At 68.5% G+C, this 16435-nt stretch carries 16 protein-coding genes; 11 read left to right on the forward strand and 5 right to left on the reverse strand.

All coding sequences use genetic code 11. The features are described from left to right. Positions 1-76: hypothetical protein (locus tag AC4OR5_RS14020; protein WP_242451281.1), on the forward strand; the 76-nt coding region annotated here is incomplete at its 5' end. A gap of 435 nt (positions 77-511) precedes the next feature. Here the strand turns inward: AC4OR5_RS14020 and AC4OR5_RS14025 are convergent. Then, positions 512-1405 (reverse strand): LysR family transcriptional regulator, encoded by an 894-nt coding sequence (locus tag AC4OR5_RS14025; RefSeq protein ID WP_003143374.1) that lies wholly within the window; start codon positions 1403-1405, stop codon positions 512-514. A 95-nt stretch (positions 1406-1500) separates the two neighbouring features. Between AC4OR5_RS14025 and AC4OR5_RS14030 the strand changes: the two genes are divergently transcribed. The 7 genes from AC4OR5_RS14030 (at position 1501) to AC4OR5_RS14060 (ending at position 6670) form a co-directional block, all read left to right on the forward strand. After that, positions 1501-1890: a CidA/LrgA family protein gene (locus tag AC4OR5_RS14030; RefSeq protein WP_003091885.1), complete on the forward strand. Its 390-nt coding sequence runs from the start codon at positions 1501-1503 to the stop codon at positions 1888-1890. Continuing rightward, positions 1877-2563: an LrgB family protein gene (locus AC4OR5_RS14035; protein ID WP_058160064.1), complete on the forward strand. Its 687-nt coding sequence runs from the start codon at positions 1877-1879 to the stop codon at positions 2561-2563. The genes AC4OR5_RS14030 and AC4OR5_RS14035 overlap by 14 nt, the downstream gene beginning before the upstream one ends. Positions 2564-2691: 128 nt before the next feature. Then, on the forward strand, positions 2692-3471 hold the full coding sequence (locus tag AC4OR5_RS14040) for a class II aldolase/adducin family protein (protein WP_003091880.1): 780 nt from the start codon (positions 2692-2694) through the stop codon (positions 3469-3471). Next, positions 3468-4364: an alpha/beta fold hydrolase gene (locus AC4OR5_RS14045; RefSeq protein ID WP_003102328.1), complete on the forward strand. Its 897-nt coding sequence runs from the start codon at positions 3468-3470 to the stop codon at positions 4362-4364. The genes AC4OR5_RS14040 and AC4OR5_RS14045 overlap by 4 nt, the downstream gene beginning before the upstream one ends. A gap of 98 nt (positions 4365-4462) precedes the next feature. Further along, on the forward strand, positions 4463-4756 hold the full coding sequence (locus AC4OR5_RS14050; protein ID WP_058160063.1) for a hypothetical protein: 294 nt from the start codon (positions 4463-4465) through the stop codon (positions 4754-4756). Between the two features lie 115 nt (positions 4757-4871). After that, the gene (locus AC4OR5_RS14055) at positions 4872-5783 is read left to right on the forward strand and encodes an SDR family oxidoreductase (protein WP_003111019.1); all 912 of its coding nucleotides are present in this window, start codon (positions 4872-4874) and stop codon (positions 5781-5783) included. A 116-nt stretch (positions 5784-5899) separates the two neighbouring features. Then, the gene (locus tag AC4OR5_RS14060; RefSeq protein WP_003091874.1) at positions 5900-6670 is read left to right on the forward strand and encodes a crotonase/enoyl-CoA hydratase family protein; all 771 of its coding nucleotides are present in this window, start codon (positions 5900-5902) and stop codon (positions 6668-6670) included. 19 nt (positions 6671-6689) lie between these two features. On the opposite strand, the gene AC4OR5_RS14065 is transcribed toward AC4OR5_RS14060, so the two are convergent. From AC4OR5_RS14065 to AC4OR5_RS14075, 3 genes are all read right to left on the reverse strand, one after another. Beyond that, positions 6690-7034: a cupin domain-containing protein gene (locus AC4OR5_RS14065; RefSeq protein ID WP_003091873.1), complete on the reverse strand. Its 345-nt coding sequence runs from the start codon at positions 7032-7034 to the stop codon at positions 6690-6692. A gap of 34 nt (positions 7035-7068) precedes the next feature. Beyond that, positions 7069-8475, reverse strand: a complete 1407-nt coding sequence (locus AC4OR5_RS14070; RefSeq protein WP_058160062.1) for an NAD(P)/FAD-dependent oxidoreductase — start codon at positions 8473-8475, stop codon at positions 7069-7071. A gap of 90 nt (positions 8476-8565) precedes the next feature. Further along, positions 8566-9309, reverse strand: a complete 744-nt coding sequence (locus tag AC4OR5_RS14075) for an AraC family transcriptional regulator (RefSeq protein ID WP_003119583.1) — start codon at positions 9307-9309, stop codon at positions 8566-8568. 284 nt (positions 9310-9593) lie between these two features. Here AC4OR5_RS14075 and AC4OR5_RS14080 point away from each other — a divergent pair, with 284 nt between their 5' ends. The 3 genes from AC4OR5_RS14080 (at position 9594) to AC4OR5_RS14090 (ending at position 15411) form a co-directional block, all read left to right on the forward strand. Beyond that, a complete protein-coding gene (locus AC4OR5_RS14080) occupies positions 9594-11351 on the forward strand; it encodes a DUF1302 domain-containing protein (protein WP_003102337.1) in 1758 nt (585 codons plus the stop codon). A gap of 56 nt (positions 11352-11407) precedes the next feature. Further along, positions 11408-12778: a DUF1329 domain-containing protein gene (locus AC4OR5_RS14085; RefSeq protein WP_003091862.1), complete on the forward strand. Its 1371-nt coding sequence runs from the start codon at positions 11408-11410 to the stop codon at positions 12776-12778. Between the two features lie 149 nt (positions 12779-12927). Beyond that, positions 12928-15411, forward strand: a complete 2484-nt coding sequence (locus tag AC4OR5_RS14090; protein WP_012613810.1) for a LuxR C-terminal-related transcriptional regulator — start codon at positions 12928-12930, stop codon at positions 15409-15411. Between the two features lie 6 nt (positions 15412-15417). Here AC4OR5_RS14090 and AC4OR5_RS14095 read toward each other — a convergent pair whose 3' ends face one another. After that, positions 15418-16230: a SirB1 family protein gene (locus AC4OR5_RS14095; RefSeq protein ID WP_003091860.1), complete on the reverse strand. Its 813-nt coding sequence runs from the start codon at positions 16228-16230 to the stop codon at positions 15418-15420. Positions 16231-16435 lie beyond the last annotated feature (205 nt).

Raw genomic sequence — 16435 nt, forward strand, 5'->3', positions numbered from 1 at the left:
CGTTGCCCTGGCCAACAAGAATGCCCGGATCCTTTGGGCCTTACTCAGCCGGGAGACATGCTACCGGCCCGGTTGAGCGTTCCTGCCACACCGTAGTTGAAACATCCACCACGATTGCTCAGTGAATGACAATGATGACGAACCGGTCGAACCGGCCTGCATGAAACCTGGTTTATACGTGGGCTCCCTGCTGCAGTGAAGCAAAGCCGTTAGGGCGATCAGGCATGTAGGCGCGCATTTCATCAGGGCTCGGGAGTTGCAACACCACTCCATGAAGCCGGATATACGGATGCAGTCGTACACAGGTTTGAAATCAAGACAAACACTGGCAAACCGGGAGGAGTCCATATACGAATAACGCCCCAGGCGTTATCCGCCGAAACGTCTGCCGAGGTGGCGGATAACCGCGTAGCGGTTATTCGCCCTACACGGGGAGGGGACAAGCGGTAGGGCGAATAACGCCTCCAGGCGTTATCCGCCGTAGCCTCTGCCGAGCTGGTGGTTATTCGTCCTACGCCGGGCTTTCCTCCAGCGGCTGCTCGCGCAGCAGCTCCAGCCAGGCCTGCGCCGCCCGCGACAGGTAGCCGCCCCGGCGCCAGATGAAGGCGATGTCCCAGCGCAGGTCCGGCTCCCTGAGCAGGACCCGCACCACTCCTGGGCGTTCGATCTCGCGAGCGATCGCCCGTGGTAGCAGCACCACCCCCTGGTTGGCCGCCACCAGCGCGCCGAGGAAGTCGGCCTGGCCGCTGCGGCCGCCTTCGCGCGGGCTGAAGCCGGCCTCCAGGCAGGCGCGCAGCAGGCGGTCGTTGAGGGTGAAGCTCTGCTGGTAGAGCAGGAACGGGCTGTCCGCCAGTTCGCCGAGGGCGACGCTGGCGGCAGCGGCCTTGGGATGCCCGGCCGGCAGCAGCACGTCCAGCGGTTCGTTGCAGAACGGCTGGTAGTCGAAGCCGTCGTCCGCCGGGGTGAGGCTGCCGGCCAGTTCCAGTTCGCCGGCCAGCACCGCCTGCTCCATGGTCTTGCTGCCGCCTTCCACCAGGTGCACGGCGATGTTCGGATAGCGCCGCCGGTATTCGGCGAAGCGTTGGGCGAACAGCGCGTCGGCACCGAGCAACGGCAGGCCCAGGCGCAGTTCGCCGCGGTTGAGCTGGCTGAGATCGTCCAGTTCGCTGAGCAGGTCGCGGCGCAGCCGCAGCATCTCCTCGGCGCGGCGAAACACCACGGCGCCGGCGTCGGTCAGGCGCACGTGCGGCCCGTTGCGTTCCAATACCTGCACGCCGAGGCTCTGCTCCAACTGGGCGACCTGCTTGCTGATGGTCGACTGGCTGGCGTGGCGGACCTGCGCCGCCTGGGTGAAGCTGCCCTGGCGGACCACTTCGACGAAGCTGCGGAGTTGACGGAATTCCATTCTGGAATGGCTCTCATGCGGACAATTCGCTTTGGGGATGATAGGCCGGGCCTTATCCTTTCTCCATCCCCGATTTCCCAGCCAAGGCCTTTCCCATGTTGCCCCCGCTCGTCCGCCGTCTGTCCCGCCTTGCCGCCGAACTGGCGGTACTCATCGCCTTCTGGTGGGCCGGCGGCTGGCTGGCGAAGGCCATCGGCCTGCCGCTGCCGGGCGGGGTGGTCGGCCTGGCGGCGCTGTTGCTGCTGTTCGCCAGCGGCCTGCTGCGTCCGGCCTGGCTGCAGGCCGGCGCCGGCCTGTTGCTGGCGGAGATGTTGCTGTTCTTCATCCCGGCGCTGATGAGCCTGCTCGACTACGGCGCGCTGCTACGCAGCGAGGGCTGGCGCATCCTCCTGGTGATCATGCTCAGCACCCTGCTGGTGATGCTGGTCACCGCGGTGTCGGTGGAGTGGATGTGCCGCTGGAGGGCGCGCCATGAGTCTCGATAAGCAAGCCCTGTTCTGGTTGGCGGCGACCGTCGGCGGCTACCTGCTGAGCCGCCAGCTGTACCGCCGGGTGAAGTGGTACTGGCTGTCGCCCATCGTGTTCGTCCCGGTGCTGCTCTATGCCCTGGCGATTCCCACCCATACCCGCTACGCCGACTACGCCCGCGACACCAATTGGCTGGTGGCGCTGCTTGGTCCGGCGACGGTGGCCTTCGCCATCCCGATCTGGCAGCAGCGCGAGCTGCTGATGCGCCACTGGCCGGCGCTGCTGGTCGGGATGTTCGCCGGCACCGCAGTGGCCATCGGCAGCTCCTGGGCGCTGGCCCAGGCCCTGGCGCTGGACGGCCAGGTCACGCTGTCGTTGCTGCCGCGCTCGATCACCACGCCGTTCGCCATGGAGATGTCCCACGACCTGGGTGGCGTGCCGGAACTGACCGCCGCCTTCGTGATGATCACCGGGGTGTTCGGCGCGGTGATCGGCGGCACCCTGCTGCGCGTCCTGCGCTTGCGCACGCCGCTGGCCCGCGGCGCGCTGTTCGGCGTCGGCGCGCACGGCGCCGGCACCAGTCGGGCCTACGAGTTTGGCGGCGAGGAAGGTTCGGCGGCCGGTCTGCTGATGGTTCTCACCGGGCTGTTCAACCTGCTGGTCGCGCCTCTGGTCGCCCACTGCCTGTAGCCTGCGCGCATAGGCCGGCTGAATCCTCCGCCATTCAGCCGGCGCGCGAGTGTAAGCCCGGCGACAGTCGCCGGAGGGGGGCGGGGCTAGACTGCGGGCATCCGATAACGACAAAAGAGGATGCCGCCGTGACCGCCGTTCACTCCCTGCCCGCCGATGTGCAAGCCCAGGTCTCCGCCGCCGAATGGCAGACCCGCGTCGATCTCGCTGCCTGCTACCGGCTGGTCGCCCTGCACGGTTGGGACGACCTGATCTTCACCCACATCTCGGCCAAGGTGCCGGGCACCGAGGACTTCCTGATCAACCCGTTCGGCCTGATGTTCCACGAGATCACCGCCTCCAGCCTGGTGAAGGTGGATGCCAGCGGCAAGAAGCTGATGGACAGCCCCTACGAGATCAACCCGGCCGGCTACACCATCCATAGCGCGGTGCACGAGGTCCGCCACGACGTCGAGTGCGTGCTGCACACCCATACCGCCGCGGGGATCGCGGTGTCCTGCCAGAAGCAGGGCCTGTTGCCGCTGTCGCAGCAATCGTTGTTCGTGCTCTCCAGCCTGTCCTACCACGCCTACGAGGGCGTCGCCCTGAACCATGAGGAAAAGGCCCGCCTGCAGGCTGACCTGGGGACCAGCAACTTCCTGATCCTGCCCAACCACGGCCTGCTCACCTGCGGCGGGTCCATCGCCGATACCTTCCTCATGATGTTCACCCTGCAACGCGCCTGCGAGGTACAGGTGATGGCGCAGAGCGGCGGCGCCGAGCTGATCCACATCCCGGGGCAGATCCTCGCCGGCGCGCGCGACATGATCGCCGGGGTGATGCGCAGCAAGACCGGCATGGGCGGCCAGCTCGCCTGGCCGGCGCTGCTGCGCAAGCTCGACCAGCAGAACCCGGGCTACCGCCAGTGACCGCGGCGCTGCCCGGCATTCCCCTGGAGGCCTGGCGGAGGCGCGGCCGCACTCTGGATTTCAAGGGCTTCCCGATCCGCTACTGGGAAGCCGGGCAGGGTCGGCCGTTGCTGCTGATCCACGGTTTTCCCAGCGCCGCCTGGGACTGGCACTACCTCTGGGAGCCGCTGGCGCAGCGCTACCGCGTGCTGGTCTGCGACCTGCTCGGCTTCGGCGATTCGGCCAAGCCGCGCGCCCATCGCTACAGCCTGCTGGAGCAGGCCGACCTGCAACAGGCGCTGCTCGGCCGCCTGGGAATCGACGAGCCGCTGCACGTGCTGGCCCACGACTACGGCGACAGCGTCGCCCAGGAACTGCTCGCCCGCCATCACGAAGGCCGGCTGCGGCTCGCCTCCTGCGTGTTCCTCAATGGTGGACTGTTCCCGGAAACGCACCGCCCGGTGCTCAGCCAGAAGCTGTTGCTGAGCCCGTTGGGCGGGCTGTTCGGCCGGCTGTTCGACCGCCGCGCCCTGGCGCGCAACTTCGCCAAGGTCTTCGGCCCGCGCAGCCAGCCCGGCGAGACCGAGCTGGATGCCTTCTGGAGCCTGATCGAAAGCAACCAGGGGCAGCGGGTGATGCATCGCCTGATCCGCTACATCGTCGACCGCCGCGAGCAGCGTGAGCGCTGGGTGGCGGCGTTGCAGCACGGCGGGGTGCCGTTGCGGGTGATTGACGGCGCCGTCGACCCGATTTCCGGGGCGCACATGGTCGAGCGCTACCGGCAACTGGTCGCCGATGCCGACTGCGTGCTGCTCGATGGCATCGGCCACTATCCGCAGATCGAAGCGCCGGCGGCGGTGCTCGAACATTACCTGGCGTTTCGCGCCCGACTGGATGATTCAGAGTTTTCTTAAGCGAGTTTGAGATTGCAGCAAGTGCCATCGCGCAAGGATCGGGGCTAGGGTGCTGGCGCCTCGCTGGACGAGGCGTATCGTCACCCATGGAGGTCTCCATGCACGATCCCGTTTCTCCCTTGCGCGTGTTCGACGAGGGCTCCTGGTTGTTCCGCCAGATGGTGCAGGCGCAGCCGTTCATCCGCCAGTCCGGGATGGTCCTCGCCGAACTCGGCCTGCTGCTGGCGCTCGGGCTCGGCTATCTGTGCTGGCAGGACGGCAGTCGCTGGTACGCCGTCGGCGCCGGCTTCGCGTTGCTCGGCAGCCTGCTGCTGGTGGTGGTCCGGCACAACTACGACTGGTGGCTGTTCAAGCTCGGCCCGCGTGGCCGGCTGTACATTCCGTTCGACTGAAGCGGAACATCCCGCTGCCTTATCGGGCGCCATTCATGGCGGCGCGAAGCCTTGTCCCCGCCGGCGGGCTGGCCGACACTCGGGCAATCCTTCCTACTGCCCTGGAGTCCCGAACATGAGCGATGCCCTGCGTTTCGACGACCAAGTCGTGATCGTCACCGGAGCCGGCGGCGGCCTTGGCCGCGCCCACGCCCTGCTGTTCGCGAAGCATGGCGCCAGGGTGGTGGTCAACGACCTCGGCGGCAGCACCCATGGCGAAGGCGCCAGTGCCTCGGCGGCGGACAAGGTGGTGGCGGAAATCCGAGCCGCCGGCGGCACCGCGGTGGCCAACCACGACTCGGTCACGGACGGCGGCAGGATCGTGGAGAACGCGCTGGACGCCTTCGGCCGCGTCGACGTGGTGGTCAACAATGCCGGCATCCTGCGTGACAAGACCTTCCACAAGATGGAGGACGCCGACTGGGACCTGGTCTACCAGGTGCATGTCGAAGGCGCCTACAAGGTCACTCGCGCCGCCTGGCCGCACTTGCGCGAGCAGGCCTACGGGCGGGTGGTGTTCACCTCCTCGACCTCGGGCATCTACGGCAACTTCGGCCAGAGCAACTACGGCATGGCCAAGCTCGGCCTCTACGGCCTGACCCGCACCCTGGCCCTGGAAGGGCGCAAGAACAATATCCTGGTCAACGCCATCGCCCCCACCGGCGGTACGCGGATGACCGAGGGGCTGATCCCGCCGCAGGTCTTCGAGCAGCTCAAGCCGGAGCTGGTCAGCCCGCTGGTGGTCTACCTCGGCAGTTCGGCCTGCGAGGATACCTCGGGGCTCTATGAGGTCGGCGGTGGCTGGATCGGCAAGGTGCGCTGGGAGCGCAGCCTGGGCTTCGGCTTCGATCCGAAGGCCGGCTTCGACGCCGAGGACGTGGCCGCGCACTGGCAGCAGATCTGCGACTTCGAGAACGCCGCGCACCCGGCGGACAACGTCGAGGCGCTCCGTGAAATGATGGCCAACCTGCAGAAGCACGCGCTCTGAGACGCCCGGCGGATGCGGCGCGGCCGCGGGAAAAGGACTAAGGTGAAGACCGGCTGACGCCGGTCTTCTGCCATCCGGCCGGTGTCTTTTTTCGCTTTTTCCGCAGGGAGTCTGTCATGAGTGTCATCGTCGAACGCAACGGCCCGGTCACCACCCTGGTCATCGCTCGCCCGGAGCGGCGCAATGCGGTGGACCGGCCGACCGCCCAGGCCCTGGCCGACGCCCTGCGCGAGTTCGAAGCGGACGATACGGCGCGGGTCGCGGTACTCACCGGCAGCGGCGGCAATTTCTGCGCCGGCGCCGACCTGGCGGCGGTGGCCGAGGATGGCGAGCGGCGCAATCGCCTGGAGGCGGAGGGCGACGGACCGATGGGGCCGAGCCGCATGCAGCTCGGCAAGCCGCTGATCGCCGCCATCGAAGGCTATGCGGTGGCCGGCGGGCTGGAGCTGGCGCTGCTCGCCGACCTGCGGGTGATGGCCGAGGACGCCATCTGCGGAGTGTTCTGCCGGCGTTTCGGGGTGCCGCTGATCGATGGCGGCAGCGTGCGCCTGCCGCGGATCGTCGGGCAGGGCCGGGCGCTCGACCTGATCCTCACCGGGCGTCCGGTGAAGGCCGACGAAGCGTTGCAGATCGGCCTGGCCAACCGGGTGGTGCCGAGCGGTTCGGCGCGAGCCGAGGCCGAGGAGCTGGCGGCGGAACTCGCCGCCTTCCCGCAGACCTGCATGCTCGCCGACCGCGCCAGCGTATACGCGCAGTGGGAACTGTCCTTCGACGTGGCCCTGGCCAACGAATTCCAGGGCGGGCTGGCGGTGATCGAGAGCGGCGAGACCCTGGAGGGCGCGCAGCGCTTCAAGGACGGCGAGGGGCGCCACGGGCGCTTCGAGTGACGCCGTCGCGCCGCGTGGGCTAGCGGTGGATGATCACGTAGCTCTTGCGCACGGTTTCCTGCACATCCCACACGCCGAGACTGTTCTCCGGCAGCAGCAGGGCATCGCCGGCCTCGATGCGGATGGTCTCGCCGCCGTCCGGGGTGAAGGTGCAGCGGCCTTGCAGGAAGTGGCAGAACTCCTGCTCGACGATCTGCCGCCGCCAGCGTCCGGGGGTGCATTCCCAGATGCCGGTTTCCACCTGGTCGGTGCGCTCCACGGCGTAGGCGCGGGTCTGCGCGACCGGCTCGCCAAGCGGCACCGCGACCGGGCTGGCGGCGCCAAGATCGGCGCCGGCGGTATTTTTCAGAAGGGTCAGGGCCATGCGGTTTTTCCTCTGTGGGAGGTGGAGGGGATTCTCAGCGCATCAGGCTTTCCATGCCGGCCGCGAGGGTTTGCGCCAGGCTGCGGCGCCAGGGCGCGCTGTGCGGATCGGCAAGGACCCGGTCCTCATGGACGAAACTGCGGATGATCGCGTTGTAGCCGAGCCAGCGGCAGGGTTCCGGTTCCCAGCGGGCCAGGCTGTCCAGTGGACGCTCGCCCAGCACCCAGGGCTGCCGCAGCAGCTCGCTGTCCTCGCCGAGGATCAGCGCGGCCAGGGTGCGGCCGCCGAGGTTGCTGGCGCCGACCCCTTCGCCGCCGTAGCCGCCGGAGAGGGCGATGCCACTGGCGCGGTCGAGCAGCATGTGCGGGCGGAAGCGCCGGGCCATGCCGAGGTTGCCGCCCCAGGTGTGGCTGATCCTGGCGTCCTTGAGCAGCGGGAAGAGTTCGCCGAACAGGTAGCGACGCAGGCCGACTTCCTCGTCGTCGAGGCTGAAGTCGTTGCGCAGCTTGCCGCCGAAGCGGTAGCCGCCCCGCGCGCCGAAGGCCAGGCGGTCGTCGGCGGTGCGCTGGCCGTAGGTGACCTGGCGGCTGAATTCGCTGAAGGCCTGGCCGCGCTCCAGGCCGATCTCCGCCCAGACCGACGACGGCAGCGGCTCGGTGGCCACCAGCAGACTCTGCACCGGCAACTGGTAGTGGCCCAGTGGCGGCAGGCTGGCGGCATAGCCTTCCACCGCCGGCACGATCCATTCGGCGCGCAGTTCGCCGCGCTCGGTGCGCAGCAGGCCGCGTTGCCAGTGCAGCACCCGGCTCTTCTCGAACAGCCGCACGCCCAGGCGCTCCACCGCGCGGGCCAGGCCGCGCGCGAGCCTGGCCGGCTGGATGGTGGCGCAGTGCGGCGAATGGATCGCCCCGTAGCTGCCGGGGATGCGCAACTGCTGGTCGAGTTCCTGCGGCGTCAGCCAGCGGTAGTCGCTTTCGTCCAGGCCTTCGGCATAGAGATCATGCAGATAGGCGCGCAGGCGGCGTTCCTGTTCCGGGTAGCGCGCCGCGCAGTAGAGCACGCCGCCCTTGCGGTAGTCGCAGTCGATGCCTTCCTCTTGCAGCACCCGCGCGACCTCGTCGGGAATCCCGTGCAGCAGGTCGTAGCCGGCCCGGCGCCGTTCCGGCGGCAAGCCGGCGAGCAGGCCGTCCTCGCCGAGCAGGTTGCCCATCAGCCAGCCGCCGTTGCGCCCCGAGGCGCCGAAGCCGGCGGTTTCCGCCTCGACGATGGCGACGCGCAACTGCGGCGCCCGGCGCTTCAGGTAATAGGCGGTCCAGAGGCCGGTGTAGCCGGCGCCGACGATGGCCACGTCGACCTCGAGGGATTCTTCCAGGGACGGGCGCGCTTCGAGCGGATCGTCCAGTTGATTCATCCACAGGCTGAGGTAGCGCCAGGCCGACATAGAGGGCTCCATCGCGAGAGGGAAGGGGGAATGCGGCGAGAGTAGGAAGATGCCGTGCGCCTGTCGTGCGCGCGGGTCCGCTGGGAAATCTCAGCGGCGCGACGACAGGCGCTTCAGGTATTCGCGCGGAGACTGGCCGGTGTGCTGGCGGAAGCAGCGGTAGAAGGCCGACAGCGAATTGAAGCCGGCGGCGAAGGCCAGTTCGTCGACCCGTCCGGGCAGCTCGCCGGAAAGCTGGCCGAGCAGGTGTTGCAGGCGGGTCTGGTTGACGTACTGGTAGAAGCTCAGGCCGAGCACCTGGTTGAGCAGGTAGGAAATCTGGTTGCGCGTATAGCCGGTGGCATTGGCCACCTGGGTCAGGTCCAGGTCCGGATCGAGATAGGGCTGGGCCTGTTGGAAGTAGTGCTCCAGGTCGCGCGCCAGCAGGCTCAGCTGCTTGGCCGAAAGCCCCAGGCGGCTGGCCGGCGGCCGGCCGTCGCCGCCGGCCTGGGCTCCGCCGCCGCTTTCGTGGACCAGCGAGGCGTATTCGTTGATGCGCCAGATCAGGCCGTCGCGCACGGTGATCGCCTCGCTGGCGCGGAACGAAGCCAGGCGGCCGCTGAGGGTCACCCGCAGGCGGTACTGGATGAAGGCGGTATCGCCGTCGAAGCGGATACGGTCGGTGTGCTCCAGCGACTCGTCGGGGCCCTTGGGCATGGTCGCCTCGACGTACTCGCGAAGATCGGCCAGGCGCATCCGGCGGTTCTGGAAGAAGTCGTTGTATTCGACCTCGGGATGATAGAGCGCCATCACCGCGTCGATGTCGCGGTGCTTCCAACTGAGGTGGTAGCGCATGACCGTCTCGCGGGTGGCGTCGGCGAGGTCGCGGTCGGCGGGAATGGTCTGTTCGGGCTGCATGCAGCGAAGGATGCCATCGCCGCCGCCGGCGGAACAGTGCCGCGCCGTCATCCATGCACTGGATGACGGCGTATCCATCCTGCATATGGCGTTCGCCGAGGCGCTTTCCAGGGCCCCTGTTCACTCTTTCGGGCGACAGCCGGAATACCTCCTTGGTGCGCTTACCGCCGTTCGGGCCGCTGGGTAGGGTGTAGCCACCTCGACCCTGTCAGGAGAGCCGCATGACAACAACAAAAAGGCGCGGAATCTTCCCTCTGCACGCACTCGCTGCGGCCACAGCCCTGGGTTGCGCCACCCAGGCCTCGGCCGTGTCATTCAACATCGGGGAGATCGAAGGGCAATTCGACTCGTCGCTGTCGGTGGGGGCCAGCTGGTCCATGCGTTCCGCCGACAAGGACTACATCGGCACCCGCAACGGCGGCCACGCCTCGTCGCAGACCTCCGACGACGGCCGGCTCAACTTCAAGAAGGGCGAAACCTTCTCGAAGATCTTCAAGGGCATCCACGATCTCGAACTCAAGTACGGCGACACCGGCGCGTTCTTCCGTGGCAAGTACTGGTACGACTTCGAGCTGAAGGACGAACACCGCCTGCTCTACGACATCGACGACCACAACCGCAAGGAGGGCGCCAAGTCCTCCGGGGCGCAGCTGCTCGATGCCTTCCTCTACCACAACTACAGCATCGGCGACCTGCCCGGCAGCGTGCGGGTCGGCAAGCAGGTGGTGAGCTGGGGCGAGAGCACGTTCATCCAGAACTCGATCAACAGCATCAACCCGATGGACGTCGCCGCGTTCCGCCGGCCCGGCGCGGAGATCAAGGAAGGCCTGATCCCGGTGAACATGCTCTACCTGTCCCAGGGCATCAGCGACGCGCTGACCGTCGAAGGCTTCTACCAACTGGAATGGGACCAGACGGTGATCGACAACTGCGGCACCTTCTTCTCCACCACCGACGTGGTCGCCGATGGCTGCGAGCGGATGGTCTACGCCGGCAGCGACTTCGACCCGAACCCGGCCAACGGCTACCGCTACCTGCCGCGCGCCGGCGATCGCGATGCCCGCGACAGCGGCCAGTGGGGCCTGGCCCTGCGCTGGTACGCGGCGGAGCTGAACGACACCGAGTTCGGCCTGTACGCGATGAACTACCACAGTCGCAACCCGTACTACAGCGTGATCGCCGGCAACGGCCTGGCCACCTCCGACCCGGTCACCGGGCGCTCCACCGGCTATTACTTCATCGACTATCCCGAGGACATCCGCCTCTACGGCCTGAGCTTCCAGACCAACATCGGCAGCACCTCGGTGGCCGGCGAGCTGAGCTACCGGCCGAACATGCCGCTACAAATCAACAGCACCGACATGTCGATCGCCGCGATCTACCCGACCACCCTGTTCGGCAACCCGATCTACGACAGCGGCTTCGCCACCCCGCGCGCCGGCGAGGTGATCAACGGCTACGTGCGCAAGCCGGTGACCCAGGCACAGGTGACCGTCACCCAGTTCTTCGACCGGGTACTGGCGGCCGACCGCCTGACCGTGGTCGGCGAAGTCGGCTACAACCACCTCAGCGGGGTCGACGGCGACGACCTGCGCTACGGCCGCGACGCCATCTACGGCATCGGCGAACTGCCGAACAACGCCTTGTGCACCGGCGCGCTCAACGTGGCCAACCCGCAGGAGTGCAACAGCCACGGCTTCTACACCCGCAACTCGTGGGGCTACCGCCTGCGCGGGATCCTCGAATATCCCAACGTGTTCGCCGGGGTCAACCTGAAGCCGAACCTGGCCTGGTCGCACGACGTCGAGGGCTACGGGCCGAACTTCAGCGAGGGCGCCAAGGCCGTCAGCGTCGGCCTCGATGCCGACTACCAGAACACCTATACCGCCAGCATCAGCTACACCGACTTCTTCGGCGGCAACTACAACCCGATCAACGACCGCGACTTCCTCGCGGTGAGCTTCGGGGTGAACTTCTGAGGTCCGCCGCCCCTCGGGGCGGCCGCTTTCGCGGATACGAACAAGGATAACGACGCATGAAAACAGCACGACTCCTGTCCTCCGGGGCGCTGGCCCTCAGCCTGCTGGCCGGTTCGGTGACGGCGGCGGTTTCGCCCGACGAGGCCGCCAAGCTCGGCAGCAGCCTGACCCCCATCGGCGCGCAGAAGGAAGGCAACGCCGACGGCAGCATCCCGGCCTGGACCGGCGGCCTCGCGGCCAGCGCCGGCAAGGTCGACGGCAAGGGCTTCCTTTCCGATCCCTTTGCCGACGAGAAGCCGCTGTTCACCATCACCGCGCAGAACGTCGAGCAATACAAGGACAAGCTCTCCGACGGCCAGTTGGCGATGTTCAAGCGCTACCCGGAGACCTATCGGATCCCGGTGTACAAGACCCATCGCACGGTGGCCCTGCCGGCCGAGATCGACGAGGCGGTCAAGCAGAGCGCGCTGAACGTGCAGCCGATCAACGACGGCAACGGCCTGTCGAATTTCGAGAAGAGCCGCTACTACGCCTTCCCGATCCCGAAGAACGGTGTCGAAGTGCTCTGGAACCACATCACCCGCTACCGCGGCGGCAACCTCAAGCGCATCATCGTCCAGGCCACCCCGCAGACCAACGGCAGCTTCACGCCGATCCGCTTCGAGGAGTCGGTGGCGTTCCCGCAGAACATGCCTGACCTCGACCAGAGCAAGGCGGCCAACATCCTCACCTTCTTCAAGCAGCAGGTGACCGCGCCGGCGCGCCTGGCGGGCAACGTGCTGCTGGTCCACGAGACCCTCGACCAGGTCAAGGAGCCGCGCCTGGCCTGGGTCTACAACGCCGGCCAGCGCCGCGTGCGGCGCGCCCCGCAGGTGGCCTACGATGGCCCGGGCACCGCCGCCGACGGCCTGCGCACCTCGGATAACTTCGACATGTTCTCCGGCGCCCCGGACCGCTACGACTGGAAGCTGGTCGGCAAGCGCGAGATGTACATCCCCTACAACGCCTACAAGCTCAACGACCCGACCCTGAAGTACGGCGACATCATCAAGGCCGGGCACATCAACCAGGACCTGACCCGCTACGAGCTGCACCGGGTGTGGGAAGTGGTCGGCACGGTGAAGCCGGGTGAGCGGCACATCTACGCCAAGCGCCACATGTACATCGACGAGGACAGCTGGCAGATCGCCCTGGTCGACCACTACGACGGTCGCGGCCAGCTCTGGCGGGTCGGCGAGGGCCACGCGCAATACCACTACGACCAGAAGGTCGCCGGCTACACCCTGGAGGCGCTCTACGACGTGATCGCCGGTCGCTACCTGGCGCTGGGCATGAACAACGAGGAGAAGCGCGGCTACGAGTTCGGCTTCAAGGCCTCGTCCGCCGACTACACCCCGGCCGCCCTGCGCAACGCCGGGGTACGCTGAGTCCCGGCCAGTCGCGACGAGCGTGTCGGCTTGTGCCGACGCGCTCGTTCGTTATGACGGCCCATCACCCGGCGCAATCATCGTTCAGCAGCGGGGCAGGCGCGGTCTAGGCTCCCGGCAAGGCGCTTCGACAGAACAAGAGCACTGCCATGACCGAGCCGACCGAGCTGCCCGCCGCCTTGCCGCGGCTGCCGCCGCAGCACCTGCCGCGGCCCCGTTTGCACCAGCCGCTGCTGCGCGGCGAATGCCGCCTGCGACTGCTCTGCGCGCCCGCCGGCAGCGGCAAGACCGTCCTCCTCGGAGAATGCGCGCGGCGGGCGCCGCCTGGCGTGCAGGTGGTCTGGCTGGCGCTGGGCGGGGAAGCGCTGGACCCCGCGACCTTCCGCCGCCGCCTGGCCGGCGCCCTCGGCTTGCCCGAGGACAGCGACGAAGCGCAGCTGTGCCGGCGGCTGCGTAACGCTTCCGCGCTGTGGCTGCTGCTCGACGATTACCCACGGCACCCCGACCCCGCCCTCGACGCCTGCCTCGATCGCCTGCTGAGCGCGGCCTCGCCACGGGTGGGCTGGTGGCTGGCGAGCCGGCGGCGGCCGCAGTGCAACCTGGCGCGGTTGCTGCTGGAAGGGGAGTTGCTGGAGGTCGACGGCGGCCTGCTGGCGTTCGATGCCGACGAGGTCGCCGAACTGCTCCGCCTGCACGGGCGCAGCGCCGATGCCGCTACGGCCGGGGCACTGCTGGAACGCAGCGGCGGTTGGTGCGCCGCGTTGCGCTTGCGCCTGCTGGTCGGCGAAGAGACGGCCGGACCGTTGTTGCAGGAATACCTCCAGCACGAGTTGCTCGACGAGCTGCCGCCGCCGCTGGCCGACGCCGCGCGTGCCCTGGCCTGGCTGCCACAAGTCGGTCCGGAGCTGTTCCGCCGGCTGTTCGAGGAACTGCCCCACGGGCTGGACGACCTGTTGGCGCGGGGCTTCCCCCTGCTGGCCGATACGAACCAGCGCTACAGCCTGCCGCCGGCGATCCGCGAGGCCTGGCGCGAAGCGCCGCAGCGCCCGCAGCGGGACTTCCACCGGGAAGCCTGCGAATGGTTCGCCGAACACGGCGAGACCCGCGAGGCGGTCGACCAGGCGCTGGCCGCCGACGAACCGGAAACCGCCGCCGGATTGTTGCAGAAGCTCACCGAGGAGCAATTGCTGCACGGCCACAACATCGGCATGGTCCTGGCCCTGCGCGACGAACTGCCGGCGGCGCTGCTGGCCAGCACGCCGCGCCTGGTGATCCTGAATGCCTGGACGCTGCTCTACGCCGGACGCCTGGCCGAAGCCGAGGACTGCATCGGCCAGTTGGCGCGCTTCCTGCCGATGCCCTCGGCGTCCCGCCAGCGGGTGCTGCTGGCGCAATGGCAGGGCTTGTTCGGGATCCTCCTGCACTGCCGCGGCGAGCGCGGCGCCGCCGACTACCTGCGCGAGGCGCTGGAGCAACTGCCGGAGGATGCCTGGTCGCAGGGACTGATCTGCCGCTCGGCGCTGATGCAACTGGCGATGATCGAGGGGCGGATGGACCAGGCGCGGTTGATCGGCCGCGATGCCTTGCGCCTGGCGCGCGAGCACGACAGCCTGATCTTCGAGGCGTTGATCGAACTGGAGCGGGCGCAGTGGCTGGAGCAGCGCGGCGAACTGCTGCGCGCGGAAGGCGTCCTCGATCGCGCCCAGCGCTACCTGGAGGACCTCGGCCAGCAGGGCAGCCCGATGCTCGGCCGGATCGCCCTGCGCCGCGCGCGCCTGTGCCTGCAGCAGGGCCGCGAGGTCGAGGCCGGGCACTGGTATCGGCTGGGGCTGGAGCAGGCACGGGAGAATCTCGATCCCTGGGCGCTCTACGGCTACCTGGGACTGGCCTTGCTGGAAGCCGGGCAGGGCGACCTGGACGCGGCGTTCAACCGCCTGCTGGAGGTCGAGCGGCTGATGCAGCAGCGCCATGTCCCCGATCCGCTGTATCGCGGCGCGCTACTGCTGGTCAGCTCCGCCCTGACCCTGCAGCAGGGACGGCCGGCGCAGGCGCGGGAGATCCTGCTGCGGGTCCGCGCCTACTTCCAGCCGGGACGGGCGCGCCTGTCGCCGCCCTCCGAACCGGAGCTGGAAGCGCGGGTAGAGCACCAATTGGCGCTGGCCGAACTCTACAGCGGTGAGGCTGCCGCCGCCGAAGCGCGGCTGCGCGGGCTGCTCGCCATTCTCGAGGCGCAGGGGCGGCAGACGCTGCTCTGCGAAGTGCGCATGGGTATCGCCGAGTGCCAGTTCCTCTCCGGACAATTGCCCCAGGCCCAGCAAACCCTGCGCAGCGGCCTGGAACTGGCGGAGCGGCTGGGCCTGCAACTGCCGCAGCGGCGACTGCGGGATCGCCAGCCGCAACTGTTCGCCGCCCTGCCGGGGGAAGAAGAGGAGGGGCTCAGTCCGCTCAGTTGCCGGGAACTGGCGGTGCTCGGCCTGATCGCCCAGGGCTGCTCCAACCAGGAGATCGGCGAGCAACTGTTCATTTCCCTGCACACGGTGAAGACCCACGCCCGGCGGATCAACGGCAAGCTCGGGGTGGCCCGCCGGACCCAGGCGGTGGCGCGGGCCAAGGCCCTCGGCCTGCTCGCCTGAGCGGCCTCAGTGCAGGGCGCGGCCGGTCGGCGGGGCGAGTTCGCCCAGGCGCTGGCCGAGGCGCAGTTGCTCGGTGGGATCGTCGCTGAGCAAGAGCGCGCGTTCCAGGTCGTAGCGTTCCGCCTGCGGGCAATCCAGTTGCCGATAGAGGCCGGCGCGGGCCTCGTGGTCGGCGGCGCCCACCGGGCCGAGTTCGATCACCCGCTGGGCATCCTTCAGCGCGGCCAGCGGCTCGCCGGCGGCGCTGTGCAGTTGTCGCAGGTTGCGCGACAGACGCTGGAGGATTTCCCCGGGAGAGGCCTGCTTCAGGTAGGCGGCCTGCAGCTCGCTCTTCGGCCCCTGCAGGCGCAGCAGCAGTTCGCGGCAGTCGGTGGGATAGAGGCGCCGTCCGGTGGCCGGGTCGAGCAGATGGTCGGCCTGCGGCACGCGCAGCAGGAAGCGTCCCGGGAAGTTCACTCCGACCAGCGGAATGTCCAGCCGCCGCGCCAGTTCCATGGCCACCAGCGCCAGCGACAACGGCTGTCCCTGGCGCCGCTGCAGCACCAGCGGAAGCAGGGCCGAGCGCGGTTGCAGGGGGAAGTCGTCGTCCTCGCAGAAACCCTGTTCGCTCATTCGCCGCAGCAACCCCTGGGCGCGCTCGCTGGCCGAGGCGCGGTCGTCCAGGCTCGCGCCGATCTGCCGGACGAGTTCGTCGAGCTCGCGCAGGGCGTGGGCGGGCGAATACGCCGGGAGGTGCTCCGCGGCGATCCACAGGGCCGCCTCGAACAGCGCTGGCGGTTCCTGGGCGAGACAATCGAGGCAGGCTTGACGCGGGTCCATGGCTTTCCTCCTGGTGCGCCTGGATCGCTGCGGACGGGCCGTTCGGAGCACGCCGGGGCCGGTTTCGAGCGGGCGGACCCCAAGGTTGTAACCGTCCGCCGAAGCTTCGTCCAGTACCCGGCTCGGCGAGCGCCGCCGCCTGGTCGTCGGCCTTGCGGGCGTTTCGCCGACGCCTGCCTATACTGAAGGTGCCGGGCGGCAACGG

The sequence above is a fragment of the Pseudomonas sp. YA1 genome (genome assembly GCF_058680555.1).